Origin of the sequence: Streptomyces sp. NRRL WC-3626 (genome assembly GCF_000718785.1) — a bacterium.
GTDB classification, from domain to species: Bacteria; Actinomycetota; Actinomycetes; order Streptomycetales; family Streptomycetaceae; genus Streptomyces; species Streptomyces edwardsiae.
Window position 1 is genome coordinate 38225 of record NZ_JOCA01000033.1, and the last position, 25789, is coordinate 64013.

The 25789-nt window shown below is 72.5% G+C and carries 25 protein-coding genes; 16 read left to right on the forward strand and 9 right to left on the reverse strand.

What is annotated here, in order from left to right:
- The first annotated feature begins 17 nt into the window (after positions 1–17).
- Positions 18–926 carry a TIGR01777 family oxidoreductase gene (locus IF28_RS0134375; RefSeq protein ID WP_030229013.1) on the forward strand — a complete coding sequence of 303 codons (909 nt, stop codon included), beginning with the start codon at positions 18–20 and terminating at the stop codon, positions 924–926.
- A 197-nt stretch (positions 927–1123) separates the two neighbouring features.
- Positions 1124–2527 (forward strand): NAD(P)/FAD-dependent oxidoreductase, encoded by a 1404-nt coding sequence (locus tag IF28_RS0134380; RefSeq protein WP_030229016.1) that lies wholly within the window; start codon positions 1124–1126, stop codon positions 2525–2527.
- Between the two features lie 264 nt (positions 2528–2791).
- On the opposite strand, the gene IF28_RS0134385 is transcribed toward IF28_RS0134380, so the two are convergent.
- Positions 2792–4249 (reverse strand): hypothetical protein, encoded by a 1458-nt coding sequence (locus IF28_RS0134385; RefSeq protein WP_030229018.1) that lies wholly within the window; start codon positions 4247–4249, stop codon positions 2792–2794.
- Between the two features lie 287 nt (positions 4250–4536).
- On the opposite strand from IF28_RS0134385, the gene lipB reads away from it, so the two are divergent.
- The 4 genes from lipB (at position 4537) to IF28_RS0134405 (ending at position 7679) form a co-directional block, all read left to right on the forward strand.
- Entirely contained in the window at positions 4537–5337 is an 801-nt protein-coding gene (gene lipB / locus IF28_RS0134390; protein WP_030229021.1) for a lipoyl(octanoyl) transferase LipB, read from the forward strand.
- 152 nt (positions 5338–5489) lie between these two features.
- Positions 5490–6455, forward strand: coding sequence for a lipoyl synthase (gene lipA / locus IF28_RS0134395; RefSeq protein WP_030229025.1), 966 nt, complete (start codon positions 5490–5492; stop codon positions 6453–6455).
- A gap of 266 nt (positions 6456–6721) precedes the next feature.
- Positions 6722–6937: a hypothetical protein gene (locus IF28_RS0134400; protein ID WP_030229027.1), complete on the forward strand. Its 216-nt coding sequence runs from the start codon at positions 6722–6724 to the stop codon at positions 6935–6937.
- 37 nt (positions 6938–6974) lie between these two features.
- A complete protein-coding gene (locus tag IF28_RS0134405; protein ID WP_030229030.1) occupies positions 6975–7679 on the forward strand; it encodes a DUF4191 domain-containing protein in 705 nt (234 codons plus the stop codon).
- Positions 7680–7763: 84 nt separating this feature from the next.
- Here IF28_RS0134405 and IF28_RS0134410 read toward each other — a convergent pair whose 3' ends face one another.
- Positions 7764–8234 carry an RDD family protein gene (locus tag IF28_RS0134410; RefSeq protein WP_030229033.1) on the reverse strand — a complete coding sequence of 157 codons (471 nt, stop codon included), beginning with the start codon at positions 8232–8234 and terminating at the stop codon, positions 7764–7766.
- Positions 8235–8444: 210 nt separating this feature from the next.
- Here IF28_RS0134410 and glnA point away from each other — a divergent pair, with 210 nt between their 5' ends.
- Together glnA and IF28_RS0134420 are read left to right on the forward strand one after the other, a co-directional pair.
- Entirely contained in the window at positions 8445–9854 is a 1410-nt protein-coding gene (glnA, locus tag IF28_RS0134415) for a type I glutamate--ammonia ligase (protein WP_030229035.1), read from the forward strand.
- A 184-nt stretch (positions 9855–10038) separates the two neighbouring features.
- The gene (locus tag IF28_RS0134420) at positions 10039–10296 is read left to right on the forward strand and encodes a hypothetical protein (protein WP_030229037.1); all 258 of its coding nucleotides are present in this window, start codon (positions 10039–10041) and stop codon (positions 10294–10296) included.
- A gap of 83 nt (positions 10297–10379) precedes the next feature.
- Here IF28_RS0134420 and IF28_RS0134425 read toward each other — a convergent pair whose 3' ends face one another.
- The 6 genes from IF28_RS0134425 to IF28_RS0134450 all read right to left on the reverse strand — a co-directional run bounded on the left by IF28_RS0134425 (position 10380) and on the right by IF28_RS0134450 (position 16747).
- The gene (locus IF28_RS0134425) at positions 10380–12944 is read right to left on the reverse strand and encodes an FtsX-like permease family protein (RefSeq protein WP_030229040.1); all 2565 of its coding nucleotides are present in this window, start codon (positions 12942–12944) and stop codon (positions 10380–10382) included.
- A complete protein-coding gene (locus tag IF28_RS0134430; protein WP_051713978.1) occupies positions 12941–13711 on the reverse strand; it encodes an ABC transporter ATP-binding protein in 771 nt (256 codons plus the stop codon). The genes IF28_RS0134425 and IF28_RS0134430 overlap by 4 nt, the downstream gene beginning before the upstream one ends.
- Before the next feature lie 23 nt (positions 13712–13734).
- Entirely contained in the window at positions 13735–14166 is a 432-nt protein-coding gene (locus IF28_RS0134435) for a hypothetical protein (protein WP_030229044.1), read from the reverse strand.
- Positions 14167–14335: 169 nt separating this feature from the next.
- Complete coding sequence (locus tag IF28_RS0134440; RefSeq protein WP_030229046.1) at positions 14336–15010, reverse strand: response regulator; 675 nt, start codon at positions 15008–15010, stop codon at positions 14336–14338.
- Positions 15010–16257 carry a sensor histidine kinase gene (locus IF28_RS0134445; protein WP_030229049.1) on the reverse strand — a complete coding sequence of 416 codons (1248 nt, stop codon included), beginning with the start codon at positions 16255–16257 and terminating at the stop codon, positions 15010–15012. The genes IF28_RS0134440 and IF28_RS0134445 overlap by 1 nt, the downstream gene beginning before the upstream one ends.
- 181 nt (positions 16258–16438) lie before the next feature.
- Complete coding sequence (locus IF28_RS0134450) at positions 16439–16747, reverse strand: hypothetical protein (protein WP_030229051.1); 309 nt, start codon at positions 16745–16747, stop codon at positions 16439–16441.
- 232 nt (positions 16748–16979) lie between these two features.
- Here IF28_RS0134450 and IF28_RS0134455 point away from each other — a divergent pair, with 232 nt between their 5' ends.
- The 8 genes from IF28_RS0134455 (at position 16980) to IF28_RS0134490 (ending at position 25063) form a co-directional block, all read left to right on the forward strand.
- Entirely contained in the window at positions 16980–17351 is a 372-nt protein-coding gene (locus IF28_RS0134455) for an arsenate reductase family protein (protein WP_030229055.1), read from the forward strand.
- Between the two features lie 99 nt (positions 17352–17450).
- Positions 17451–18110, forward strand: a complete 660-nt coding sequence (locus tag IF28_RS0134460; RefSeq protein ID WP_030229057.1) for a hypothetical protein — start codon at positions 17451–17453, stop codon at positions 18108–18110.
- A 243-nt stretch (positions 18111–18353) separates the two neighbouring features.
- Positions 18354–19382 (forward strand): glutamine synthetase, encoded by a 1029-nt coding sequence (gene glnII, locus IF28_RS0134465; RefSeq protein WP_030229059.1) that lies wholly within the window; start codon positions 18354–18356, stop codon positions 19380–19382.
- Positions 19383–19717: 335 nt separating this feature from the next.
- On the forward strand, positions 19718–20281 hold the full coding sequence (locus IF28_RS0134470; RefSeq protein WP_030229062.1) for a winged helix-turn-helix domain-containing protein: 564 nt from the start codon (positions 19718–19720) through the stop codon (positions 20279–20281).
- A 62-nt stretch (positions 20282–20343) separates the two neighbouring features.
- A complete protein-coding gene (locus IF28_RS0134475) occupies positions 20344–21354 on the forward strand; it encodes an NAD-dependent epimerase/dehydratase family protein (RefSeq protein ID WP_030229064.1) in 1011 nt (336 codons plus the stop codon).
- 68 nt (positions 21355–21422) lie between these two features.
- Entirely contained in the window at positions 21423–22688 is a 1266-nt protein-coding gene (locus IF28_RS0134480) for a sensor histidine kinase (protein ID WP_030229068.1), read from the forward strand.
- On the forward strand, positions 22673–23326 hold the full coding sequence (locus IF28_RS0134485) for a response regulator (RefSeq protein WP_030229069.1): 654 nt from the start codon (positions 22673–22675) through the stop codon (positions 23324–23326). Before IF28_RS0134480 ends, IF28_RS0134485 begins: the two co-directional genes overlap by 16 nt.
- Before the next feature lie 210 nt (positions 23327–23536).
- A complete protein-coding gene (locus IF28_RS0134490) occupies positions 23537–25063 on the forward strand; it encodes a DUF1996 domain-containing protein (protein WP_030229071.1) in 1527 nt (508 codons plus the stop codon).
- A gap of 74 nt (positions 25064–25137) precedes the next feature.
- Here IF28_RS0134490 and IF28_RS0134495 read toward each other — a convergent pair whose 3' ends face one another.
- Complete coding sequence (locus IF28_RS0134495; protein ID WP_030229074.1) at positions 25138–25557, reverse strand: hypothetical protein; 420 nt, start codon at positions 25555–25557, stop codon at positions 25138–25140.
- Between the last annotated feature and the right edge of the window lie 232 nt (positions 25558–25789).

Consider the following 25789-nt stretch of genomic DNA (forward strand, 5'->3'; position numbering starts at 1 on the left):
GGGGCAGGATGGACGCCATGGAACGTTCCCGAATCGCGGTGGCCGGTGCGTCCGGGCTCATCGGAGACGCGCTCGCGCGGTCTCTCACGGCGGACGGGCACGAGGTGGTCCGGCTGGTACGGCGCGCGCCCCGGGCGGCGGACGAGGTCCGCTGGGACCCGGAGCGCGGGTCGGTCGACGCGGCCGGTCTCGCCGGATGCGACGCGGTGGTGAACCTGGCGGGCGCCGGGGTCGGCGACCGGCGCTGGACGGCGGAGTACAAGGCGCGGATCAGGAGCAGCCGGGTCGGCGGCACGCAGGCGCTCGCGCGGGCCGTCGCGGGTCTGCCCGAGGACGTACGGCCGCGGGTGTTCCTCAACGGCAGTGCGATCGGCTACTACGGCGAGACCGGCGACCGGACGGTGGACGAGAGCGCCCCGCCGGGCGAGGGCTTCCTGCCGGAGCTGTGCGTCGAGTGGGAGGCGGCCGCCGCGCCGGCCCGGGAGGCGGGCGTACGGACGGTGTTCTCGCGCACCGGCCTGGTGGTGGCGCGCGGAGGCGGCGCGTGGGGCCGGCTCTTCCCGCTGTTCCGGGCCGGGCTGGGCGGGCGGATGGGTGACGGAAGCCAGTACTGGTCGTTCGTGGCGCTGCACGACGAGGTGGCCGCGCTGCGCCATCTCCTGGACACCGAGGGGCTGTCCGGGCCGTTCAACGTGACCGCGCCGCAGCCCGCGACCAACCGTGAGGTCACCGAGGCGATGTCGCGCGTACTGCGCCGGCCGGCGCTGTTCGCGGTGCCGGCGCCGGTGCTGCGGACGGTGCTCGGGGAGATGTCCGGGGATGTCCTCGGCAGCGCCCGTGTGCTGCCGGCGCGGCTGCTGGAATCCGGCTTCCGGTTCGCGTTCCCCGGGATCGAGGGGGCGATCAGGGCGGCGGCTGCCCGCTGACCCTCGCCCGCGGACCGTCCGGCACCCCGGGGTGCCCGTCCGGCACGCGCATGCGACCTTCGTGCGCCCGTGCTCTGCCCGTGCGCGACTGACCGGGTGACCGGGCACGGACCTACCCTCGACCAGAACTCGGGTATCCCTGGGGCCTGTTGAGGGCATGAAGTCTCCAGCGCCCGCGCAACCTCGAGGAGGTGCACGTGCTTGAGCCCACGTACCAGGCGGACGTCGTCATCGTGGGGGCCGGGGTCGCCGGACTCTCCGCCGCACGACGACTGACCAGCGCAGGAGTCACCACGATGGTTCTGGAGGCCGCCCAGGAGGTGGGCGGCCGGATGGCCACCGAGAAGGTCGACGGCTTCCGGCTCGACCGGATCGGACGGCTGCTGTCCACGGCGTATCCCGAGCTACGGCCGGACGGGGGCCTCGACGGGCTGGTGCTGCGTCCGTTCGCACCCGGCGTCCTGCTGCACAGCGACGGACGGCACCATCGTGCGGGCGTGCAGCCGGGCGCGAGAGGGGCGCGGAGCGCGAGGGGCGCACTGTATGCGGTGCGCGCCCTGGCGAGCGCCCCACGGGCGGGCGGGGGGCCGCGCAGGCCGGTGGCGGTGCCCGGCCGGCAGGTGTCGGTGCCCCGCAGCCGTACGGGCGCGCCGCTGGGCACGGCGGTCGACCAGGCGCGGCTGGGGGCCGCGTTCAGCAAGCTCGCGGGTACGCCGGTGGAACGGCTGCTGGCGCGGCCCGAGACGACGGCGGCGGAGGCGCTGCCGGGCCGGGGGCTGCCGGCCCGCACGATCGACGGTTTTCTGCGTCCGCTGCTGGCCGCGCTGCTGTGCGATCCGGAGCTCACCACGTCCAGCCGGTGCGCGGATCTGGCGCTCCGGGCGTTCGCGAGCGGGCGGCTGTGTGTGCCGGAGGGCGGCGCCGAGGCGCTGCCGCGGCGACTGGAGCGGGGGCTGCCGGCGGGGACGGTGCACACGGGGGTGCGGGTCACGTCCGTGTCGACGACCTCGGTGACCACCGCGGAGCACGGGGAGTTCCGGTGCGGCGCGGTACTGGTCGCGACGGGTGCGCGGGAGGCGGCGGAGCTGCTGCCGGGGCTGCGGGTGCCGGACTTCCACCCGGTGACCGTGCTGCACCACACCACCGACGAGGCGCCGGGGACGGGGGCGTCGCTGCTGCTGGACGCGGAGCGGGGCGGGCCGGTGGCGCACACGGCGGTCGTCAGCCGGGTCGACCCCTCCCGCGCCCCGGCGGGGCGCACGCTGGTCAGCTCGACGGTCCTGGGGCCGCCGGTGCCGGGCGTCGACACCGCCGTACGCATGCATCTGGCGCGGCTGTACGGCGTGCCGACGGGGCGGTGGGAGACGGTGGGTGTGTACCACTCGCCGGAGGCGGTGCCCGCGATGCGGCCGCCGCACGATCTGCGGCGGCCGGTGCGGTTGCTGGCGGGGCTGTACGTGTGCGGCGATCACCGGGACACGGGGACCGTGCAGGGGGCGTTGCACTCGGCTCATCGGGCGGCGGGGGCGATATTGGCGGACCTGGGGGCGGATCGGTCGCTGCACCGGGCGGAACCGGCCCCGACCGCCCGGGCGGCCTGACCTGCCGGCCGGTGCGTGTGCCGTGCGCGCGGGGGCGCGTTTTTCGCGCCCCCCCCGGCGCCTGCGAGGGTGCTCCGCGTCTGATGCGGACCGGGGGTGTTCGCGCGGCCCGGCGCTTACGGGGTGCCGTCGCGCCCACCCGTGCCGCCCCAGCGGCACGACTGCCCGCGGAGTGCGGAGGGCGCGGCCGGGGCCGGGGTCAGCCGTAGGCCGCGACCTTGTCGCGGTACGCGCGGAGTGCGGAGGGCGCGGCCGGGGCCGAGGTCAGCCGTAGGCCGCGACCTTGTCGCGGTACGTGCGGACCGGGGTCGCGTCGCGGTATGGCTCGAGCTTGCGTTCGAAGTCGCGTACGTATTCGACCGCTCGTACCGAGCGCATCTCCGCCGCCTGGGCGGCCGCCTCGGCGCCCAGTTGGCATGCCTGGTCGAGTTCGCCGAGGGCGAGGCGGGCGGTCGCCAGGACCACCCGGCAGAACAGCCGGCTGCGCGCGTACCCCGCCGCGCGCAACCGCAGCGAGCGTTCCGCGTGCTGCGCCGCCGCCCGGAACTGCTGAAGGTCCCGGTGGCAGTGCGAGAACTCGTCCGCCAGCTGCGCCTCGTCGAAGCAGCGCGCCCAGTACGGCACGTCGTCACCCGCCCGCGCCCCCTCCAGCGCGCGCTCCGCGCGGACCAGCGCGGCCGTGCAGGACCGCACCTCCCCCAGCACCCCGTGCCCCCGCGCCTCGGCGGCCTGCAGCAGCGCCTGCACGACCGGCGGAACGGACCCGCCCGCCCCCTGCTGGGCCACCCGCGCCAGCTGGACGGCCTCGCGCCCGTGCCCGAGGTACACCGCCTGCCTGCTCATCGTGACCAGCACGTACGCGCCGTACGGCCGGTCCCCCGCCGCCTGCGCGAGCCGCAGTGCCTGTACGAAGTACCGCTGCGCGAGCCCGTGCGCGGCGATGTCGTACGACGTCCAGCCCGCCAGCCGGGTCAGGTCCGCGGCGGCCGCGAACAGCCGCCGCCCGGTCTGTTCGCCGTACGTGCCGCGCAGCATGGGCTCGCACTCGTGCTCCAGGTACCGCACGAGGGCCTGGCGGGCGTGCCCGCCGCCGTACGCGTCGTCGAGGGTGCGGAACAGTTCGCCGACCGAGCGCAGCGCGGAGATGTCGCCGCCGGTGACCCGGTGGCCGGGCCCGCGTTCGGCGGTGGCGCGGCGGCGGGCAAGCAGTTCGGCCGGGCGGGGCAGGGCCGTCCGCGCCTGGGCCGGTACCCGCGGCGGGGGTTCCGTGCGGGCCACCTTCTCGTCCGCCCGTCCGATCAGCCAGTCCCGGCTCGGCACGACCAGGCCCGCCGAGGTGAAGGCGATCTTCCGCAGCTCGGCATGGCTGCCGGAGTCCTTGCGCCACAGGCCGCTGACGATGTCGACGGCCTCCTCGGGGCTCGCGGCGAACTCCAGGCCCGCGTAGACGGGGGCGCAGGCGTCCAGTCCCAGGTCCTGGGCGGTCAGGCGCCGGCCGAGGCGGCGGGTGAAGACCTCGGCGATCAGCGCCGGTGTCGTACCGCGCGGCTGCTGTCCGCGCAGCCAGCGGGTGACGGAGGTCTTGTCGTATCTCAGGTCGAGCCCGTGTTCGAGACCGAGCTGGTCCACGCGACGGGCGAGTCCCGCGTTGGAGAACCCCGCTTCTGCGATGAGCGCGGCGAGCTGGCGGTTGGGGGTGCGCTGCGCGGGTCGTTCCGTCATCGGTGGTGCGGTCTCCTGCCTTCCGGCTGAGCGAGGTGCCACGACGTGCCTGTGAGCAGCCCGTTTGGGCGTACGGACGGCGCGAATGTAGCGGAGAGTAAGCGGCCGGTCGCAGATTTCGGGCGGCATTCATCCGATCGTGTGAGAATTGCCCGAATGCTGACATTCCCTGCCGGACCTCAGCCCGGCAGCACCCCGGGCGGCCCCCGAAGGTCCCGCGCTCGAACGGTCGTACAGTGGCGTGGGCGCGTTTCGTGTCCGACTGACCTTCTAGGGAGGCGCTTGCCGTGAGCGAGTTGCGGTTCGTGCGGATGGGTTTCGGGGCCGAGGCCGTGGACTATCAGGTGGCCTGGGACGAGCAGCGCCGGGTGCACGCGGCGCGGTTCGCCGACGAGGTGCCCGACACCGTGATCCTCCTGGAACACCCCCCGGTCTACACGGCCGGCCGCCGCACCGAGGCGAGCGAGCGCCCCCTCGACGGCACCCCGGTCATCGACGTGGACCGCGGCGGCAAGATCACCTGGCACGGCCCCGGCCAGCTGGTCGGCTACCCGATCCAGAAGCTGCCCCGCCCGGTGGACGTGGTCGCGCACGTACGGCGCCTGGAGGAGGCCCTGATCCGGGCCTGCGCGGAGTTCGGCCTGGAGACCACCCGGGTGGAGGGCCGCAGCGGGGTGTGGGTGCTGGGCGACCCGGTGGAGCGGCGCCCGGCGCTCGGCGGGCTCTCCCTGGACTTCGACCCCCGGCTCACCGACGACGAGTTCGACCCCCGCCTCAACGGCCCGGAGTACGCCCCGTCCAACGCCGGCCAGCGCCGCGAGGACCGCAAGATCGCCGCGATCGGCATCCGGGTCGCCAAGGGCGTCACGATGCACGGCTTCGCCCTCAACGTGAACCCCGACAACAAGTGGTTCGACCGGATCATCCCGTGCGGCATCCGGGACGCCGGCGTCGCCTCCCTGGCGAACGAGCTGGGCCGCGACATCACCATCGCCGAGGTGCTCCCCGTCGTGGAGCGCCACCTCCGGGACGTCGTGGAGAACGCGGAGCTGAGGCCCCGGGTGATCGAAGAGGCACCGGCGGCATAAACCGGCCGCGTCCGGTGTTGGCGGTCGTGGTGACACAGGCCGCATCGGGGGTCGCGGCCGGGCAGCAGTCAGCAGGCGGACACCCCGCCGGACGTTCAAATCAACGGGCGTACCCTTGAGCACGCCGAGGAATCAATCGCTAGGAGCCGGTCGTGTCCGCAGTCGCACCCGACGGACGCAAGATGCTGCGCCTGGAGGTCCGCAACAGCCAGACCCCCATCGAGCGCAAGCCCGAGTGGATCAAGACCCGGGCGAAAATGGGCCCCGAGTACTCCAAGATGCAGAACCTCGTGAAGAGCGAGGGGCTGCACACGGTCTGCCAGGAAGCCGGCTGTCCGAACATCTACGAGTGCTGGGAGGACCGCGAGGCGACCTTCCTCATCGGTGGCGACCAGTGCACCCGGCGCTGTGACTTCTGCCAGATCGACACCGGCAAGCCCGAGGCGCTGGACCGTGACGAGCCGCGCCGGGTGGGCGAGTCGGTCGTCACCATGGACCTGAACTACGCCACGATCACCGGCGTCGCGCGCGACGACCTGGAGGACGGCGGCGCCTGGCTGTACGCGGAGACCGTGCGCCAGATCCACGCGCAGACCGCCGAGCGCGCGGACGGCCGTACCAAGGTCGAACTGCTGGCCCCCGACTTCAACGCGGTCCCCGAGCAGCTGGCGGAGGTCTTCTCCTCCCGCCCCGAGGTGTTCGCGCACAACGTGGAGACGGTCCCCCGGATCTTCAAGCGGATCCGCCCCGGCTTCCGCTACGAGCGTTCCCTGAAGGTCATCACGGACGCCCGCGACTACGGTCTGGTCACGAAGTCGAACCTGATCCTCGGCATGGGCGAGACCCGTGAGGAGGTCGGCGACGCTCTCAGGCAGCTGCACGAGGCGGGCTGCGAGCTGATCACCATCACCCAGTATCTGCGGCCCTCCGTGCGCCATCACCCGGTCGAGCGCTGGGTGAAGCCGCACGAGTTCGTGGAGCTGAAGGAGGAGGCCGAGCAGATCGGCTTCTCCGGTGTGATGTCCGGCCCGCTGGTCCGCTCCTCGTACCGCGCCGGCCGCCTCTACGGGATGGCGATCGAGAAGCGTGGCGCGTACGCGGCCTCGCAGGCCGTCTGACCCTGCCCGCAGCCGTCCCCGGCACACCGCCCACCGCGTGTGAATTCACGCACAAGGCCCTACCGGCCGGTAATGGCCGATACGACGCGGTCCCGACCGTCCTCGCAGATGAGGGCACAGGTCGGGACCGCGTCGGCGTTCCGGGCCCCTCATCCGAGGCTTCATGCCCGTTTGACCGGTCGGTCACGCACTGGTAACACCAGTCGGTGAGCCTGGAATCACCGCACGTACTCCGCTACCCGCCGGCACCGAGAGGGATCTCCACCATGCAGGCCGCGCCCGTCCGCGCCACCGCCATCCCGTCCTTCACCACGGCGCTGCGCGCCGTCGAGTCGCTGCTGATGAGCGGCGGTCAGCGCACCGCCCGCCGCAACGCCTGGTCGTCGGTCCTCGAGGACCGCCGCCGCGCCAGGGACCGGGTCGAGGCGCAGCGCGTGCTCGACCTGGCCGGGATCGCCCCGTCCCCGGCCACCCGCCCCTGACCCTCCGCCCCCTCCGGGGACACGTAGACTTCATGTCATGGCGAGGAAGGAAACCGCAGCGGACGCTGCGAACCCCGGGCGACTGAAACAGATCGCCCTGACCTACAAGATGACCCGCAGGGCCGACAAGAAGATCGGTCTTGTACTCGCGGCTGTCGGAATCGTCACCTTCGGTGTCTTCCTCGCGATCGGTTTCTTGCTCGGATACCCCATCTATCTCGGCATCCTGGGCCTCCTGTTCGCCTTCCTCGCGACGGCGATCGTGTTCGGGCGCCGGGCCGAGCGGGCCGCCTTCGGGCAGATGGAGGGACAGCCGGGCGCCGCTGCGGCCGTGCTCGACAACATCGGCCGGGGCTGGACGACGACTCCGGCGGTGGCGATGAACCGCAGCCAGGACGTGGTGCACCGCGCGGTCGGCAAGGCCGGCATCGTGCTGGTCGCCGAGGGCAACCCGAACCGGGTGAAGAGCCTGCTGGCCGCCGAGAAGAAGAAGATGAACCGCATCGTCGCGGACGTCCCGGTGCACGACCTGATCGTGGGCACGGGCGAGGGCCGGGTCGAGCTGAAGAAGGTCCGTACGACCATGCTCAAGCTGCCCCGCGTGCTCACCGGCCCGCAGGTCACCGCGACCAACGACCGGCTGCGCGCCCTGGGCGACCTGATGAGCAACATGCCGCTGCCGAAGGGCCCGATGCCCAAGGGCATGCGGCTCCCGAAGAGCGGCGGCCAGCGCGGCCGCTGACCCCCACCCCTTCTCCGTTACGACGACGGGGGCGCCGGAATCACTTCCGGCGCCCCCGTCGTCGTAGCGACGCGTGGACGGGTGTCAGACGCGGACCTCGACCGTGCGGGCCAGCCGGTCGTGCAGTCCGCGGCCGTCACGGTCCCAGACGAGGGCGGGGACGGCGAGGCACAGCAGCACCGTGCGCGCCAGTGCGCGCAGCGGCTGGACCCGGCCGGTGTCCAGGGCCACGACCCGCAGCCCGAACAGCCGCTTGCCGGGGGTGAAGCCGAGGGTGCCGACGGTGAGGACACTCAGCACCAGGAACACCAGCAGCGCCCAGTTGCCGGTCGACTGTCCGTCGTAGCCCTCGGTGATCAGGCCGTATGCGATCAGCATGCACAGACCCCAGTCCACGGCGAGGGCGCCGAGCCTGCGGCCGGGGCGTGCGATCGAGCCCGGTCCGTCCTCCGGCAGCCCCAGCTGCTCGCCCCGGTAGCCGAACTCGGCACCGGCGTCCTCCAGGGCCGCGCGGGGCCCGGAGAGCCATGATCCGATTGCTTGCCTGTTGTCCACCCGTCCACGGTACTGCGCCCGGATATGACCACAGGACGGCGGGGTGCGTCGGGGCTACCGTGGGAGAGGGGCCGGTTAACTTGTGCGAAACAAATGGGTCACGCCCGAGAAATGACCCGTCCCTAGGGTCGAGTGCAGCGTGTGCCACCCGCACTGGCCGCACGAACGATCTACCACCCCGGCGGGACGGTCGGGAGTAGGAGGAGCTGGATGTTCCAGAACGCCGACGAGGCCAAGAAGTTCATCGCGGACGAGGACGTCAAGTTCATCGACGTCCGGTTCTGCGACCTCCCGGGTGTGATGCAGCACGTCACGGTGCCTGCGGAGGCGTTCGACCCGGACGAGGAGCTGGCCTTCGACGGGTCCTCGATCCGCGGCTTCCAGGCCATCCACGAGTCCGACATGTCGCTGCGCGCGGACCTGTCCACGGCGCGTGTCGACCCGTTCCGCCGCGACAAGACGCTGAACGTCAACTTCTTCATCCACGACCCGATCACGGGCGAGGCCTACTCCCGCGACCCGCGCAACGTGGCCCGCAAGGCCGAGGCCTACCTCGCCTCCACAGGCATCGCGGACACCGCGTTCTTCGGCCCGGAGGCCGAGTTCTACGTCTTCGACAGCGTGCGCTTCAAGACCTCGGAGAACGAGTCCTTCTACCACATCGACTCCGAGGCGGGCGCCTGGAACACCGGTGCGCTGGAGGACAACCGCGGTTACAAGGTCCGCTACAAGGGCGGCTACTTCCCGGTCCCGCCGGTCGACCACTTCGCCGACCTGCGTGCCGAGATCTCCCTGGAACTGGTCAAGTCGGGCCTTCAGGTCGAGCGCCAGCACCACGAGGTGGGCACGGCCGGCCAGGCGGAGATCAACTACAAGTTCAACACCCTGCTCGCCGCCGCCGACGACCTGCAGCTCTTCAAGTACATCGTGAAGAACGTGGCCTGGCGCAACGGCAAGACCGCGACCTTCATGCCGAAGCCGATCTTCGGTGACAACGGTTCGGGCATGCACGTCCACCAGTCGCTGTGGACGGGCGGCGAGCCGCTCTTCTACGACGAGCAGGGCTACGCCGGCCTGTCGGACACGGCCCGCTACTACATCGGCGGCATCCTGCGGCACGCCCCGTCGCTGCTGGCCTTCACCAACCCGACGGTGAACTCGTACCACCGTCTGGTGCCGGGCTTCGAGGCGCCGGTGAACCTGGTGTACTCGCAGCGCAACCGCTCCGCCGCGATGCGTATCCCGATCACGGGCTCGAACCCGAAGGCCAAGCGCGTCGAGTTCCGCGCCCCGGACGCCTCCGGCAACCCGTACCTGGCCTTCTCGGCGCTGCTCCTGGCCGGTCTGGACGGCATCAAGAACAAGATCGAGCCGGCCGAGCCGATCGACAAGGACCTCTACGAGCTGGCTCCCGAGGAGCACGCGAACGTGGCGCAGGTCCCGACCTCCCTCGGCGCCGTCCTCGACCGCCTCGAGGCCGACCACGAGTTCCTCCTCCAGGGCGACGTCTTCACGCCGGACCTGATCGAGACGTGGATCGACTTCAAGCGCACCAACGAGATCGCGCCGCTCCAGCTCCGCCCGCACCCGCACGAGTTCGAGCTGTACTTCGACGTGTGATCCCGCCCGGGCCGGAGCGGGTGACCGCTCCCCCGGCCGATGACCGGGCCGCCGCCGGCACTCCTGTGGGGAGTGCCGGCGGCGGCTTTTACCCGGCCCGGTCCGGATGACCGGAAAGCTTCCCTCCTCACGGCCGGAGAGAGATCCTGGAACCGACACGGTTGTTCGAGAGAAGGTCACGGGGATGTCCGAAAGGCACGACGACGAGCGCGAGTTCGACATCAAGTGGGCGGACGGCGCCGTGCACAAGGAGCCGTCGGCGCGAGCCAGGATGCTCGCCGCCCGCTGGAAGGACAACCCGCCCGGACCGGTCCCGTTCCGTGGTGAGCCGGAGCACAGGGGATCGGCCGGGCGCTCGTCATGGGTGTCGACGGCCGTGGTGCTCGGGTCCGTCGCCGCGGTGATCGTGCTGCTCGGGTACTTCAACTTCCGGCCGTACTGATCCCCGCGACGCCGCCCGCTCACCGGCCCCGGCGCGCGTACCCCGGCCGTCCGTCTCCCGCCCGGGTCCCCGCCGGACAGGCCCTAGTCGGACCCGGCGACGGCGACCGTCGGTGAGGTCCGGGAGGCGCGGAGGGCGGGCGCCATGCCCGCGGCGGCGGTCACCAGGACGAGGACGGTGAGGACCGCCGCGAGCTGCCCGGCCGGCACACTGAACGGGGCGCCGGTCTCGGCGACACGGACCACCAGCCAGGAGTACGGCAGGGCGAGGGCCAGTCCGAGGACTCCGCCCAGTACGCCGTAGAGCGCGCACTCCAGCGTGACCATGCGGTGCACGGCCGCGCCGCCGAGGCCCAGGGCCCGCAGCAGCCCGAACTCACGTGTGCGTTCGACGACGGTGAGGCTCGCCGTAGTGGCGACTCCGACGACCGCCACCAGGACGGTGAGCCCCAGCACCATGATCACTGTCGTGGCCATCGTCCGCAGGTCGTCCTGCTCACCGCCCTGCCCCGCCGGGTCCTCCGCGATGACCCGCCCCTCGCCGCGCCGCGGACCCGTCAGCGTCTCGGTGATGGCCCGCCGCGCGCGTATCCGGCCCTGGGCGCCGTCCTCGGAGGCGTCGGCGGTGACCGCGGTGGGCGCGGCGTCCGCTCCCATACGGGTGAGGTCCCCGGCGGGGACGAAGAAGTCGCCGCCGTAGGGCCCCGCTCCGGGCAGCGTCGCCGCCACGGTGAGCCGGACGGGGCGTCCCTCGAAGGTCAGCGTCACGCGGTCACCGGCCCGGACGCCGAGCCGGTGGGCGTGGTCGGCGTCCACCACGACGTGGGCGGGTCCGAGGCGGTCGAGGGAGCCAGTGCGGGCGGTCAGGCCCACGCCGGAGCGGACGGCGGTGAGGTCGAGGTCGGAGACCGTCGCGCTGCGGGTGCTCTCGACGACCTCGGCCGTGCGGAACGCGGTCACGTCGACGAGTCCGGGGTGGGAGGCCAGATCGGCGGCCAGCGACCGGTCCAGCGTCCCGCCGTCCCTCGCGTACAGGCGGAAGTCGGCGGGGGCCTCCACCGCCTGCCGGTACCGCTCGTAGGCGTTCAGGGAGGCGAGGCAGGTCAGCGTCGAGCCGACCAGGCAGACGCCGAGGGCGACGACGACCGAGACCGAGGCCGCCCGGCCCGGCGCACCCCCGACGCCCGCGACCGCGAGGCGGCCGGCCGCACCGGTGCGGCGCAACGGGACGGCGACGGCCGACAGCACCGGCCGGACCAGCCGGGGTCCGAGGGCGATCAGGGCCAGGAAGGCCAGCCCGCCCGAGAGCACCACGACGGTCAGCGCGGCGAACCGGTCGTAGTCCGTGTCGCCCGGCCGGGGCAGTGCGGTGTACTGCCGCCAGGCCAGGAGCGCGGCGCCCGCCGCACAGAGCAGTCCCAGCAGGGTCCGGCCGATGCCGTTCGCCGGGCCCTCCCCGGACGCCGCGCTGCGCAGGGCCTGCAGCGGGGAGACCCGGGAGGCGGTCAGGGACGGGGCCAGGACGGCGAGGACCGCGAGGAGACCGGTGCCGAGCACGGTGAGCACGGCCTCGGCCGGCGGGAGGTGGGACGGGACGGACAGATCGTGCCCGAACCGTCCGGCGACCGCGGGGACGAGCAGCCCGCAGCCCCAGGCCGCCGACACACCGGTCGCGCCGGCCAGCAGTCCGACCACCGCCCCTTCGGTGACGAGCGCGGCGGCGAGCCTGCGCGGGGTCGCCCCGATGGCACGCAGCAGCGCCAGCTGGCGCACGCGCCGTGCGAAGACGATGCGGAAGGTGGAGGTCGCGACGAGCACCGCCGCGCCGACCGCGACGGCGAGGAAGACGTCGACCAGTTCCAGGGTGTCCTTCGCCTCCGCCACCGCCTGGCGGGCCTCCTCCTGCCGCACCTCGTCCCCGGACCGCACCCGCGCTCCGGGCACCGTCTGCCGGATCCGCTCCGCCAGCCGTGCCGGATCCGCCGGCGCGGCGGCCGCGGCGCCGGTGCGGATGTCGACGCGGGAGTAGCCGGACGCGCCGAGCAGCTTCCCGAGCTGAGGGGCGGGGGCGTACCCCGTGGGCTCCGCGTCGTTCGTGGCGGTGCTGCGGACGATGCCGCTGACCCGGACCGTGACACGTCGGGTGATCTCGCCGTCGGGTGCGGGCCGCAGCAGGGTGAGCGGCGAGCCCGGGGCGAGATCGTATTCCCGCGCCGCCCGGGTGTCGACGGCGAGCCGGCCCGGCCCGGAGGGGTAGGTGCCCTCGATCAGGCGGACCTCCGCCAGGGCGCCGGTGCCGGGGTCCGCGGACAGCGCGAGGTAGCGTTCCACGGCGCTGCCGTCCAGCGGGGTGCCTCCGTCGAGCCGGCCGACGGCCTCGGTGACTCCGGGCGTCGCGCGGATCTCGCGGAGGCGGTCCTCGCCGATGCCCTCGCCGCCGCCCGGTTCGACCACCAGCGACACCGCTTCGGGTGTCCCGCGGAAGTTCTCGACGACGGTCGCGGTGATGATCTGCTGGGCCGTGACGGTCCCGAAGACGACGAACGCGGCGATCAGCAGCGACAGTCCGGTCGCCGCGAACCGTCCGGGCCGCCGCAGCAGCTCCGCCACCTGGGAGCCCAGGACGGTCGCGCGCCAGGGGTTCCTCATCGCCGCCCCGCCCCGATGCCGGTGCCGAGTGCGGCGGCCCGCCCGGTGGGGGCGACGTCCTCGTCCTGGACGACTCGTCCGTCCGCGAGGGTCAGCACCCGGTCCGCGTACCGCGCCGCCGCGGGGTCGTGGGTGACCATGACGACCGTCTGGTCGAGCTCGTCCACGGACCGGCGCAGCATGGTGAGGACTTCGGCACCGGCCCGGGAGTCGAGGTTGCCGGTGGGTTCGTCGGCGAAGACCACGGCGGGCCGGGCCACCAGCGCGCGGGCCACGGCGACCCGCTGCTGCTGACCGCCGGACAGTTCGGCGGGCCGGTGCGACATCCGGTGGGCGATGCCGAGGACGTCGCAGAGGTGGTCCACCCGGTCGCGGTCGGGTCGCCCGCCGGACATGGTGACGGGCAGCACGATGTTCTCGTAGGCCGTCAGCTGCGGCAGCAGGTTGAAGGACTGGAAGACGAACCCGACGCGTCTGCGGCGCACCCGGGTCAGCTGCCGGTCGGACAGCCCGGTGATCTCCGTTCCGTCCAGGACGATACTGCCGGAGGTGACGGTGTCGAGTCCGGCGACGCAGTGCATCAGGGTCGACTTGCCCGACCCGGAGGGGCCGACGACGGCGGTGAAGCGGGCGCGCCGGATGCCGACGGACACCCCGTCGAGGGCCCGCACCTCGGTGGTGCCCTGACGGTAGGTCTTCGTCAGGGCGGTGGCGGTGATGACGTCGTCGTCCGGTGCGCGGCCGCGGGCGGCGGTGTGGACGGCCATGGGGGCGGTCTCCGCGATCCGGGTCAGGCGCCGAGCGGCGGCATGGACAGGGTGACGCCGGAGTCCGAGCAGTGGCCCCGCGCCTCTTCCTCGAGGTCTTTCACATCCTTCGCGGACGGCGCCTCGGGGGACTTCTGGGCGGTCGCGAGCGCCCACCCCTCGTAGCGGGAGACCTTGGCCCCGAGGTAGCCGTCCTTCATCTGCGCGCGGCGCTCGTCGCCGGTCTTCTTCCACCACGTCCGCGCGTCCGGCGCGGGGCCGGTGGAGATCTCCTCGGCCTCGGTGATGATGCGCTGCGCCATGCGGCAGTCGGCGGCGGACGCCTGGCTGAGCTCGTCGCGGTCCAGCCACCAGTAGCCCCCGCCGGCGACCAGGGTCCCGGCGATCACGGCGGTGGCCGCGCCGATGACGAGACGGGTCCGCTTGCGCTTCGGGGTGGTGGGCGTGGTGTTCATCGGGTCCTCCGGTGTCTTCTCGGCCGCGTTCGGCGACAGTGAGAAGTCTGGATTCCGGCGGCCCGCCGCACATCGGCCACGGATTCGAGATCGGACACCGCGGATCTGGCACACCGGACCGGGGGATCCTGCGCCCCCGGGTGCAGAAGCCGGGGGCGCTCGTGCACCCTCAGGGGGAGGGACGGACCAGCCCGGACTCATAGGCGAACACGACGGCCTGGGCACGGTCCCGCAGGTGCAGTTTGGCCATGAGGTTGCCCAGGTGCGTCTTCACCGTGGCCTCCGCGACGTAGAGGTCCCCCGCGATCTCGGCGTTGGACCGCCCCCGGGCGACCAGGGCGAGCACGTCGCGCTCGCGCGCGGTGAGGGCGTCCAGCCGTTCGGCCTGTCCGTTCGCCGGCGCGAGCCGTTCCGAGACCCGGTCGAGGAGCAGCCGGGTGATGCGCGGCGCCACCACCGACTCCCCCGCGGCCAGGACCCGGATGGCGTTCACGACCTCCGCGGCCGGGGCGTTCTTCAGCAGGAAGCCGCCGGCTCCGGCGCGCAGCGCCGCGAAGGCGTCCTCGTCGTTGTCGAAGGTGGTCAGCACCAGCACGCCGGGCGGAGTGTCCCACCGCATCAGCTGTTCCGTGGCCTGGATGCCGTCCATGACGGGCATGCGGATGTCCATGATGACGACGTCCGCATCGACCTTCCGCAGCAGGTCGAGGGCGTCCGCCCCGTTCTCCGCCTCTCCGACGACGTCGATGTCGTCCTGGCCGGCCAGGACCATGGAGAAGCCGGCCCGGATCAGGGGCTGGTCGTCCACGACGACCACGCGGATCGGTCCGTCTGCCTGTGCCATCATGCCGTCCTTGTCGGGATCGAGGCGTGTACGTGCCATCCGCTGCCGAGCCGGGGGCCGGCCTCGAAGGTGCCGCCGGCGAGTTCCGCCCGCTCCCGCATCCCCACGAGTCCGTTCCCCCCGGTGCGGCCGCCGACGCCGCTGCCCGCGAGGGTGCCCGCTCCGTCGTCGGTCACGTCGACCAGCAGTGCGCCCCGCTCCTCGCGGAGCCGGATGTCGACCCCGGCCCCGGCTCCGGCGTGGCGGAGCACGTTGGTGAGGCACTCCTGGACGATGCGGAAGGCCGTCATCTCCTCCGCCGGCGACAGCCGTCCCTCACCGACCTCGACCGACACGTCCACGGTCAGCCCGGCGGCCCGTGCGCGGTCGGCGACGACCTTGATCTCGTCGAGGGTGATCAGGCGCCGTGGCGGTCCGCCGTCGGCGGGGTCCGGGGTGCCGGAGTCCGGGTTTCCCTCGCGCAGTACCCGGACGATGCGGTGCATGTCGTCGATGGCGTCCCGGCCCGTGGCGGCGATCGTCCTCAGCGCGGATTCGGCCATGTCCGGCGACTTGCGCAGCACGGATCCGGCGCCGTCGGCCTGAAGGATCATCACGGCCAGGCTGTGTGCCACCACATCGTGCAGTTCACGGGCGATCTCGGCCCGCTCGCGGGTCGCGGCCAGCCGGACCCGCTGCTCCTGTTCCCGCTCGGCGTGCCAGGCGCGGGCCGCCTGGCTCTCGGCGTAGAGGCGCCGTGTGTGCAGGGCGAAGGCCGTGAGCCAGACCGTCAGCGTCAGCCCCCAGTAGATGAGCAGCATCTGGAGGTCGACGAACGGCTCGATGCCGCCGGCGGGTATCCCCACCGTCCCGGCCGCCGGGGCCAGCAGCACCGCGGCGCCCGCGAGGTACGGCATCCAGGTGGTCCGGGAGTGGTGGACGACCGACATCATGGCGAACAGCACGGCCACGTCGTACGAGGCGGGCGCCGAGGCCAGCTCGAAGTCCGGCAGTTCGGACAGGGCGAACTGGACGGCACCCAGCGCCAGCACGACCGCCATCACCGTGCCGGGGAACCGCCTGCGGGCCAGCAAACTCAGGGCCATCAGACCGCCCAGGAGCAGGTCGTGGTCGGCGCTGTAGTACTCCGCCGCCACCAGGACCACCAGGGCGATACCGAGGTCGCACGCCCGGGCGACGGCGCGGCCGTACCGGCCGGACGGCGTCATCCAGGACGACGGGACCGAAACCGTCCTCTGCTCAGCCAACCGTCGTGCCTTTCGTCTCCGGCGGGGCGTGTCCGCGCGGCCCTTCCGGTACAAGTACCGCCCGCGCGAGCCGACTTCGGGGAAGAGGGTGGTGCGCCCCCACCCGCCCATACTGCCTCAGCGCGCGGCACGGCGGTGCCGGGCGCCCCCGAGGGGAAAGCGCCCGGCACCGGTTCCGCTCTCAGCGGTTGTAACGCATGAAGGCGCGGACCATGTGGCAGGTGGTGTCCGACGGGGGGTGGACGCCTATCAGGGCCGCCGTGGTGCGGATCCTGTCGTTGCGGGCCTGGGTGGGCAGGTAGACGCCGGAGTCGAGCAGGGCGATGGCGAGGCGCATCGCCTTCAGGCGGCGGTTGTGTGTGACGTACCAGTCGCGCGGGCGGCCGGCGGGCAGCGCGCGCTTCTCCACCGGGGCGCAGGGCAGTTCGAGCAGGACCGGGCGCTTCGCGGTGGACTGGGTGGGCTTCGGCTTCAGTGCGGCAGCGGGCACGGACATCCTCCTGTCGCGGTCGGGGCGGTCCGCCGGGGCCCCCTGTGGCCCCGCCGCCGCCCTCGAACACTGATTACAGTCTACTGCCCGCCACTGACAATCAGCAGGTCCGTTCCGGACGATGAATGCGCTGGTGGGCGCGGGTTTTGACGTTTCGTCACAGGGGTCACGGGAGACACCCGCGCGAGGACCTGGAATTCGAACAGCGGGGTGGCGGCGTACGGTGTCCGTCATGGAGATCTGGATCAATCCGGCCTGTTCCAAGTGCCGTAGCGCCATCAGTCTGCTCGACGCGGAGGGGGCCGAGTACACCGTCCGCCGGTATCTGGAGGAGGTGCCGGGCGAGGACGAGATCCGGGAGGTGCTTCAGCGGCTGGGCCTGGAGCCGTGGGACATCACGCGGACCCAGGAGGCGGAGGCGAAGGAGCTGGGGCTCGGGGAGTGGGCGCGGGACGCCGGCGCGCGGGACCGGTGGGTGGCGGCGCTCGCCGCGCATCCGCGGCTGATCCAGCGGCCGATCATCACGGCGGACGACGGTACGGCGGTCGTGGGCCGCACCGAGGACGCGGTGCGGGACGCCCTCTCCCGCCGAACCTCCGTGTGACGCAGGCCACTTCGGCGAACTGGGCCGACCGATGAGTAACTCCGTTCGGTATCTCGTACATAGCGGCGTACGCCCCCCTATCGCTTCGAGGAGGCGCGCATGTCGCGCAGGAGAAGTCTCGGTCCGAAGAAGAAGCTCGCACTGTTGCTGAGCGCCGCGACGGTGGCGGGAGGCGGCGCCTTCGTCATGGCGACCACGTCGAACGCCACCCCGCCGGCGGCCACCACCAAGTCCGCGGCGGACTCGACCGTCTGTCAGGGCCTGGCCACCGCGCTCGGCAACAACGAGAAGTTCATCGAGGGCCAGCGGGCCGCGCCCGACGCGCAGTCGCAGGCGCGGATCGCCAACCGCGAGGCGGTCATCGCCCAGATCCGGGTCCAGCAGGAGGCGTCCGGGTGCACGGTGGGGGAGTCGGCTCAGGGCTCCCAGCCGCAGCAGCCCGCACAGCCGGAGCAGCCCGCCCCCTCGCAGCCGGCGGCGGAGGAGAACGGCGGGGCGGCGCAGGCCTCCGGTGAGCAGGTGTGCAACGGGTCGACCGTCACCCTCTCCGGTGAGGACGGCGCCCCTGCCGCGTCCAGCAACCAGTTCCCGGCCGGGACGAAGCTGAAGGTCACCAACCTGGACAACAACAAGTCCACGACGGTGGAGGTCACTTCGGTGTCCGGCAGCTGTGTGCTGCTGAACAACGCGGCCTTCGAGCAGGTCCGGGAGGCGGGCAAGTTCCTGATCCGCCGGGCGGTGATCGAGAAGGTCGGCTGACACCCGGGTTCGTCGCGGATTCCCAGGGCCCGCCGCTCCCCCACGGGGCGGCGGGCCCGTCCGTGTCCCCGGCGGCCGGGGCACCCGGTGCGGCGGGACACGGCGGTGGCAGGTAACACGGGGTTCACACGCGGGCAACGGCCGGGAAATCGCCTGTTGACAGGCTGCGTGGCATCGACGGCGGCGCCCCAGTGCCGCAGCACCCGCACCAGCGCCCAGACCCACCCCCGAAGGATGTGGACCGTGAGCTTCAAGGCCGAGTACATCTGGATCGACGGCACCGAGCCGACCGCCAAGCTGCGTTCCAAGACGAAGATCCTGGGTGACGACGCCAAGGGCGCGGACCTGCCGATCTGGGGCTTCGACGGTTCCTCCACCAACCAGGCCAAGGGGCACGCCTCCGACCGTGTCCTCAAGCCGGTCTTCGTCTGCCCGGACCCGATCCGCGGCGGTGACGACGTCCTGGTGCTGTGCGAGGTCCTCAACACGGACATGACGCCGCACGAGTCCAACACCCGTGCCCCGCTGGCCGAGGTCGCCGGGAAGTTCGCCGCCCAGGAGCCGGTCTTCGGCATCGAGCAGGAGTACACCTTCTTCAAGGGCTCCCGCCCGCTCGGCTTCCCCGAGGGCGGCTTCCCGGCCGCGCAGGGCGGCTACTACTGCGGTGTCGGCTCGGACGAGATCTTCGGCCGTGACGTCGTCGAGGCGCACCTGGAGAACTGCCTGAAGGCCGGTCTCGGCATCTCCGGCATCAACGCCGAGGTCATGCCCGGCCAGTGGGAGTTCCAGGTGGGCCCGCTGGCCCCGCTGGAGGTCTCCGACCAGCTGTGGGTGGCCCGCTGGCTGCTCTACCGCACCGCCGAGGACTTCGAGGTCTCCGCCACCCTGGACCCCAAGCCGGTCAAGGGCGACTGGAACGGCGCCGGCGCGCACACCAACTTCTCCACCAAGGCGATGCGCGAGGGCTACGACGCGATCATCACCGCCGCCGAGTCGCTCGGTGAGGGCTCCAAGCCGCTGGACCACGTCAAGAACTACGGCGCCGGCATCGACGACCGCCTCACCGGCCTGCACGAGACGGCGCCGTGGAACGAGTACTCGTACGGCGTCTCCGACCGCGGTGCCTCGGTGCGCATCCCGTGGCAGGTCGAGAAGGACGGCAAGGGCTACATCGAGGACCGCCGCCCGAACGCCAACGTGGACCCGTACGTGGTGACGCGGCTGCTGGTCGACACCTGCTGCACCGCGCTGGAGAAGGCCGGCCAGGTCTGATCCCTACAGGCGAGCGAGGGGCGTCCACCGGTCGGGGTGGACGCCCCTTCGCGTTGTCCGAGCGGTGGAAGGGGGCTCCTGCCGGGCGCGCGGGTCTGCTTCAATGGGCGTATGGCCAGCTTCCGGAAGTACGACGCGACGGGTCGCCGTGACCTCGAGCCGTTCTGGCCTTCCCGTCAGCACCACGACTTCGACCGGGTGTGTTGTCGCGTGACGAACGCACCGGCCCTCTAAAGCCCGGGCACCCGGCAGATCCCGGACCCCCGGCGGCCTTCGGCCGGCGCGAACCGCGTACGTCCTCGACGAACCCCTTCGCGCGAAAGAGCTGACGACTCATGGCGACCACCCGCTCCCTGACCTCCGCCCCCTCCGCCCCCGCGTCCCTTCCGCCCCGGCACCGGCTGCGCGCCGTCGACCGGGACGAGGTGGTGACCGTCGCGGATCTGCTGCCGCCGGGCGCCACCTGGCTGCCCGCCCCGCAGCACGCCCTGCCGGTGCTGCCCGGCCGTCCCCCGATGGTCGGCTATCTGGTACTGGTCCCGGCCGACCAGCAGCCGCCGTTCCCGGTCGCGGTGCCGGAGCCGGCCGGCTCCGGGGCCGACGACGACGCGCTGATCCGGGTCGACACCGTGCAGCGCACCGCCCAGGTCGACGGGCGCCCACTCGACCTGACCTACCTGGAGTTCGAGCTGCTGGCCCATCTGGTCGCGCACCCGGGCCGGGTGCACACCCGGGACCATCTCGTGGGCACGGTGTGGGGCTACGGCCATGTCGGCGACGGCCGTACCGTCGACGTCCACATCGCCCGGCTGCGCCGCAAGCTGGGCGCCGGGCACCGCGACGCGATCCGCACGGTGCGCCGGGTCGGCTACAAGTACGTGCCCGTGGCCGCGCGCTGAACCGGTCTGCCGACAGCAGATTCCCGTTCCCCCGTGCCGCCCGGCCGGGCAGAGTCACCGGTATGAGACTTCTGATGCTGGGCGGTACGGAGTTCGCGGGCCGGGCCGTCGTCGAGGCGGCCCTGGGCCGGGGCTGGGAGGTGACCGTCTTCCACCGGGGACGGCACGAGGCCCCCCACGGCGCGCGGACTCTGCTGGGCGACCGCACGGCGCTCGACGGTCTGGCCGCGCTCGACGAGGACCCCGGCCAGTGGGACGTCGTCGTCGACTCCTGGTCGGCCGCGCCGCGCGCGGTGCGGGACACGGCACGGCTGCTGCGCGACCGCGCCGGACGGTATGTGTACGTGTCGAGCTGCTCGGTGTACGAGTGGGCGCCGCCCGCCGGGTACACCGAGCAAGCTCCCGTGGTGGAGGGCGCCTCGGCCGACTCCGGGGTCACGGACTACGCGCGGGACAAGCGGGGCGGTGAGCTGGCCGCCGTGGACGCCTTCGGCGCGGACCGGTCGCTGCTGGTGCGGGCGGGGCTGCTGATCGGGCCGTACGAGAACGTGGGCCGGCTGCCCTGGTGGCTGGCCCGCACGGCGAGCGGCGGGCCGGTGCTCGCGCCGGGTCCGCGGGAGCTGCCGCTGCAGTACGCCGACGTCCGTGACCTCGCGGAGTGGATCCTCGGGGCGGCGGAGCAGGGCCTGAGCGGGCCGTACAACCTGATGTCGCCGCAGGGGCACACCACGATGGGCGAGCTGCTCGACGCCTGTGTCCGGGTGACCGGGGGTACGGCGGAACTGCGGTGGACCGCGCCGGAGGTGATCCTCGGCGCGGGGATCGAGCCGTGGACGCAGTTGCCGGTGTGGGTGCCGCCGGGCACCGATCTGCACGACGCGCTGCACTCGGCGGACGTCTCCCGGGCGGTCGCGACGGGCCTGCGCTGCCGCCCGGTCGCGGAGACCGTGGCCGACACCTGGGCCTGGCTGCGAGGGATCGGCGGTACGGCGCCCCAGCGGCCGGACCGTACGGTCAAGGGGCTCGACCCGGAGGTGGAGGCGAAGGTCCTCGGCATCGCGGGAGGGGTGTAGGTAACACCACCCCCGGGCCGGGTGTCCGGCCCAGTGCCCCGCCCGCCGCGCCCCGTCAGACTTGTGCCATGACCACAGACACGAGAAGCGGCGGCGGGCGGACCACGGGGCGGGGCATCGCGCTCGCCGCGCTACGGGGGCTGGCGCTCGCGCTGGTGGCGCTGCCGGGGGCGGTGCTGTGCTTCGTGCTGTCCGTGGTGTCCATCGCGCTGATCCCGATCGGTGTCGGCATCGTCACCACCCCGTACGTACTGCGGGGGGTGCGGGCGTTCGCGAACTGGCGGCGGGTGCTGGCGGCCGAGTGGGGCGGGGTGCGGATCGCGCCGTCGTACCGGCCGCTGCCCGAGGACGCCAATCCGTGGGGGCGGACGTTCGGGATGCTGGGCGATCCGGCGACATGGCGGGACCTGCGGTGGCTGCCGGTCGACATGACCGCCGGCTTCGTCACCGCGCTGCTGCCGTTCGCGCTGCTGGTCTATCCGCTGGAGGGCCTGGCGATCGCGGCCGGCCTGTGGCGGGTGCTGCCCGACGGGTACTGGTACGGCTTCGTACGCGTCACCGGCCAGCTGTCCGCGCTCGGCGCCGGGGTGCTCGCCCTGGCCCTGCTGTTCCTGGCCCACTTCCTCACCCCGCGCCTGCTGCACGGGCACTTCCTGCTCACCCGGGCCGTCCTCGGCTCGGACCGGGGCGAACTGACCGAGCGGGTGCGGGTGCTGACGGAGACCCGGCGGGACGCCGTGGACACCTCCGCCGCCGAACTGCGGCGCATCGAGCGGGATCTGCACGACGGGGCGCAGGCCCGCCTGGTCGCCATGGGCATGGACCTGGGCACGGTCGAGGCGCTGCTGGAGAAGGACCCGGCGAAGGCGCGCGCGCTGCTGACGCAGGCCCGGCAGTCGTCCGCCGAGGCGCTGACGGAGCTGCGGGAGCTGGTGCGCGGCATCCATCCGCCGGTGCTGGCCGAACGCGGCCTCGGCGACGCGGTGCGGGCGCTGGCGCTGCGGCTGCCGGTGGCGACGGAGGTGGACGTGGAGCTGACCGGGCGGGCCGGGGCGCCGGTGGAGTCGGCGGCGTACTTCGCGGTGAGCGAGGTGCTCACCAACGCGGTGAAGCACTCGGGCGCGGACCGGATCTGGATCGACGTGCACCACTCCGAGGGGTTTCTGCGGGTGACGGTCACCGACAACGGCCGGGGCGGCGCGGTGATCGGCGCCGGCTCGGGACTGACCGGGGTGGAGCGGCGACTGGGTACATTCGACGGCGTCCTGGCCGTCAGCAGCCCCGCGGGCGGTCCCACCATGGTCACCATGGAGCTCCCTTGCGCGTTGTCCTAGCCGAAGACCTGTTCCTGCTGCGCGACGGACTCGTCCGGCTCCTCGAGGCGCACGACTTCGAGATCGCGGCGGCGGTGGAGACCGGGCCCGAGCTGACCCGGGCACTGGCCGAGCACGAACCCGACGTCGCCGTGGTGGACGTACGGCTGCCGCCGACGCACACCGACGAGGGCCTGCAGTGCGCGCTGGAGGCGCGGCGCCGACGGCCGGGGCTGCCGGTGCTGGTGCTGTCGCAGCACGTGGAGCAGTTGTACGCGCGGGAGCTGCTGGCGGACGGCAGTGGCGGGGTCGGCTATCTGCTGAAGGACCGGGTGTTCGACGCGGAGCAGTTCGTGGACGCGGTACGACGGGTGGCCCGGGGAGGTACGGCGATGGACCCGCAGGTGATCCAGCAGCTGCTGGCGCGGCAGTCGGGCGACGACCGGCCGCTGGCCCGGCTGACGCCCCGCGAGCTGGAGGTGCTGGAGCTGATGGCGCAGGGGCGGACCAACGCGGCGATCGCGGCGAAGCTGGTGGTGACGGAACGGGCGATCGCCAAGCACACCGCCAACATCTTCGCCAAACTGGGACTCGAGGTATCGGACGACGACAACCGGCGCGTCCTCGCCGTACTCGCCTATCTCGACCACGGCCGCTGAAACCGGACCTCACACCGGGTGGGCGATCAGCAACTCCCGGTACTCCAGGGCCTGTTGAAACCGGTGTGCCGTACGAACTTCTCATCAATTCCTGTGCCGGGTGAACACCCGTGGGGCGGCTCCCGTACTCAAGGGAGCCGCTTCACTCCTGTCGGGCCGTTCACTGCCCCGCAATGGGATGCCCCCGTAAGGAAGGTCAAGAGGAGTTCCATGGGACGCAACACAAGAAAACGCCGTACGCCGCTGGCCGCCAAGGCCGTAGCCGGGGTAGCGGCCCTGGCGCTCGGCGGGGGCGGGCTGATCTGGGCCAATTTCTATGCCTCGGCACACGAGGACGGAGGCCACAACCGGACGAAGTCGAGAGGGGCGCAGCAGGTCGCCACGATCGACTGCCCGGACGTCGGGCAGCAGCTCCGTGACGTGCCGGACCGGGCCCGCGGTGAGGTCGACGGTGAACTGGCCTCTATGGACCAGCAGATCACCGACGCCTACCAGCGCCTCGTCACCACGCGCCGCGCGCAGGCCGGGGACGGGCAGTTCGTGCAGAACTCCATCCTGGGTCCGCTCAAGGACCGCCGGAAGGTGCTGATCGACCGCATCAAGCTGGAGATCAACCGGGCCGGCGGCAAGGCCGGCAACGACCTGGACCGGCTCGCCGGCTGCACCGGCCGCCCCGCCGACGGGCAGCAGGGCGGCGGCCAGAACGGTGGCGGTCAGAACGACGGCGGCCAGGACCAGGGTCAGGACGGCGGCCAGGACGGCGGCCAGGACCAGGGTGACGGTCAGGACCAGGACGACAACGGCAACGGTGTCGCGGGCCCGGTGGCCGAGGACTTCATCGACATCAACGACGTCCAGCCGGGCTCCCGCGATCTGCAGAACGGGCTCGCGGCGAACGGCGACGGCGGTTCCACCGGTACCTTCACCACCGAGTGCGGTACCAACGAGAACAACATCTTCAACAGTGACAACCTGATCGCCGCCCCGGGCGTCGACAACGGCGCGCACCACGTGCACGACTACGTCGGCAACCAGGACAACGACGCCTTCTCCAGCGACGAGGACCTGGCCAACGCCGACACCTCGTGCCAGAACCAGGGCGACAAGTCCACGTACTACTGGCCGGTGCTGCGACTCCAGGACGGTACCCAGGAGTTCGACGCGAACGACCAGGGCGGTGGCGCCGAGGGCAACATCGGCAAGATCCTCAAGCCGGCCCAGGCCGAGCTGAGGTTCGCCGGCAGCAAGCAGGGCGACGTCGTGGCGATGCCGAAGTTCCTGCGCATCATCACCGGTGACGCCAAGGCGTTCGTCAACGGCAACGGCAACGCCAACACCTCGTGGTCCTGCACGGGCTTCGAGGACCGGCAGGTGACGGACAAGTACCCGCTGTGCCCGCAGGGCAGCCAGGTCGTGCGCACGACCAACTTCCAGAGCTGCTGGGACGGTCAGAACATCGACAGCGCCAACCACCGTGACCACATGGCGTTCGTGAACGCCGACGGCACCTGCTCGAACGGCTTCCAGGCCATTCCGCAGCTCCAGGTCCGCCTGGTGTACGACATCCCCACCCCGGTCATCGAGAACGGCCAGGTGCAGAACCCGTACGCGGTGGACAGCTTCCCGGAGCAGCTGCACAAGCCGATCACCGATCACAACGACTTCATCAACGTGATGGACGACGACCTGATGAACCAGGTGGTCGGGTGCATCAACAGCGGTGAGGACTGCAAGTAGTTCCGGCGGCAGCCGACAGAAGGAGGGCCGGTGGCGGGGATTCCCGCCACCGGCCCTCCTTCTGTTCGCCGGTCTCAGCCGTGGTGGCCGTCGTGCCCGCCGCCGCTGTGGTCGATGCCCTCCTCCAGGGTGCCGCCGAGGGTTCCGCGCAGTGCGGTGACGACGTCCTCGTGGCCCACGGCGACCCACTTGCGGCCGACGAGGTAGTGACCGCCGTAGTCCTTGGCCGTGTTGATCCACTCGCGCTGGCCCCGGTCGGTGGAGAAGGTGGCGAGGACGTACTTGCCTTCGCCCTTCCCGCACAGGGCCTGGCGGATGGTGTCGGCGTCGGTCTGCATGTTCGGGTCGCACTTCGCCTCGGCCGCCAGGTGTTCCAGGCTGCCGGTGGCGGTGGGCGGCACCTGCCCCTTGTCACCGTCGCCGGTTCCGCAGCCGGCGAGGGCCAGGGCCGCGACTGCACCGGCCAGCGCGAGCATCGGTCGGGTCACCCTCATATGTTCCTCCGGATCTTGACGGTGACGGCACGCCACACAGAGCCCCGCCCCGGGACCCACACCCCCCATACGTCGAAATCGTCCCCAGCACTCAATCCCGGCCCCCGCCCCACCCTTCGGCCGCGCGCCTCCGCCAAGCCGCGCCACCCCGCGCGCCTCCGCCCCTCCGCGCGCCTCCCCCCCTCCGCCCCTCCGCGGGCCTCCACCCCTCCGCCCCTCCGCGCGCCTCCCC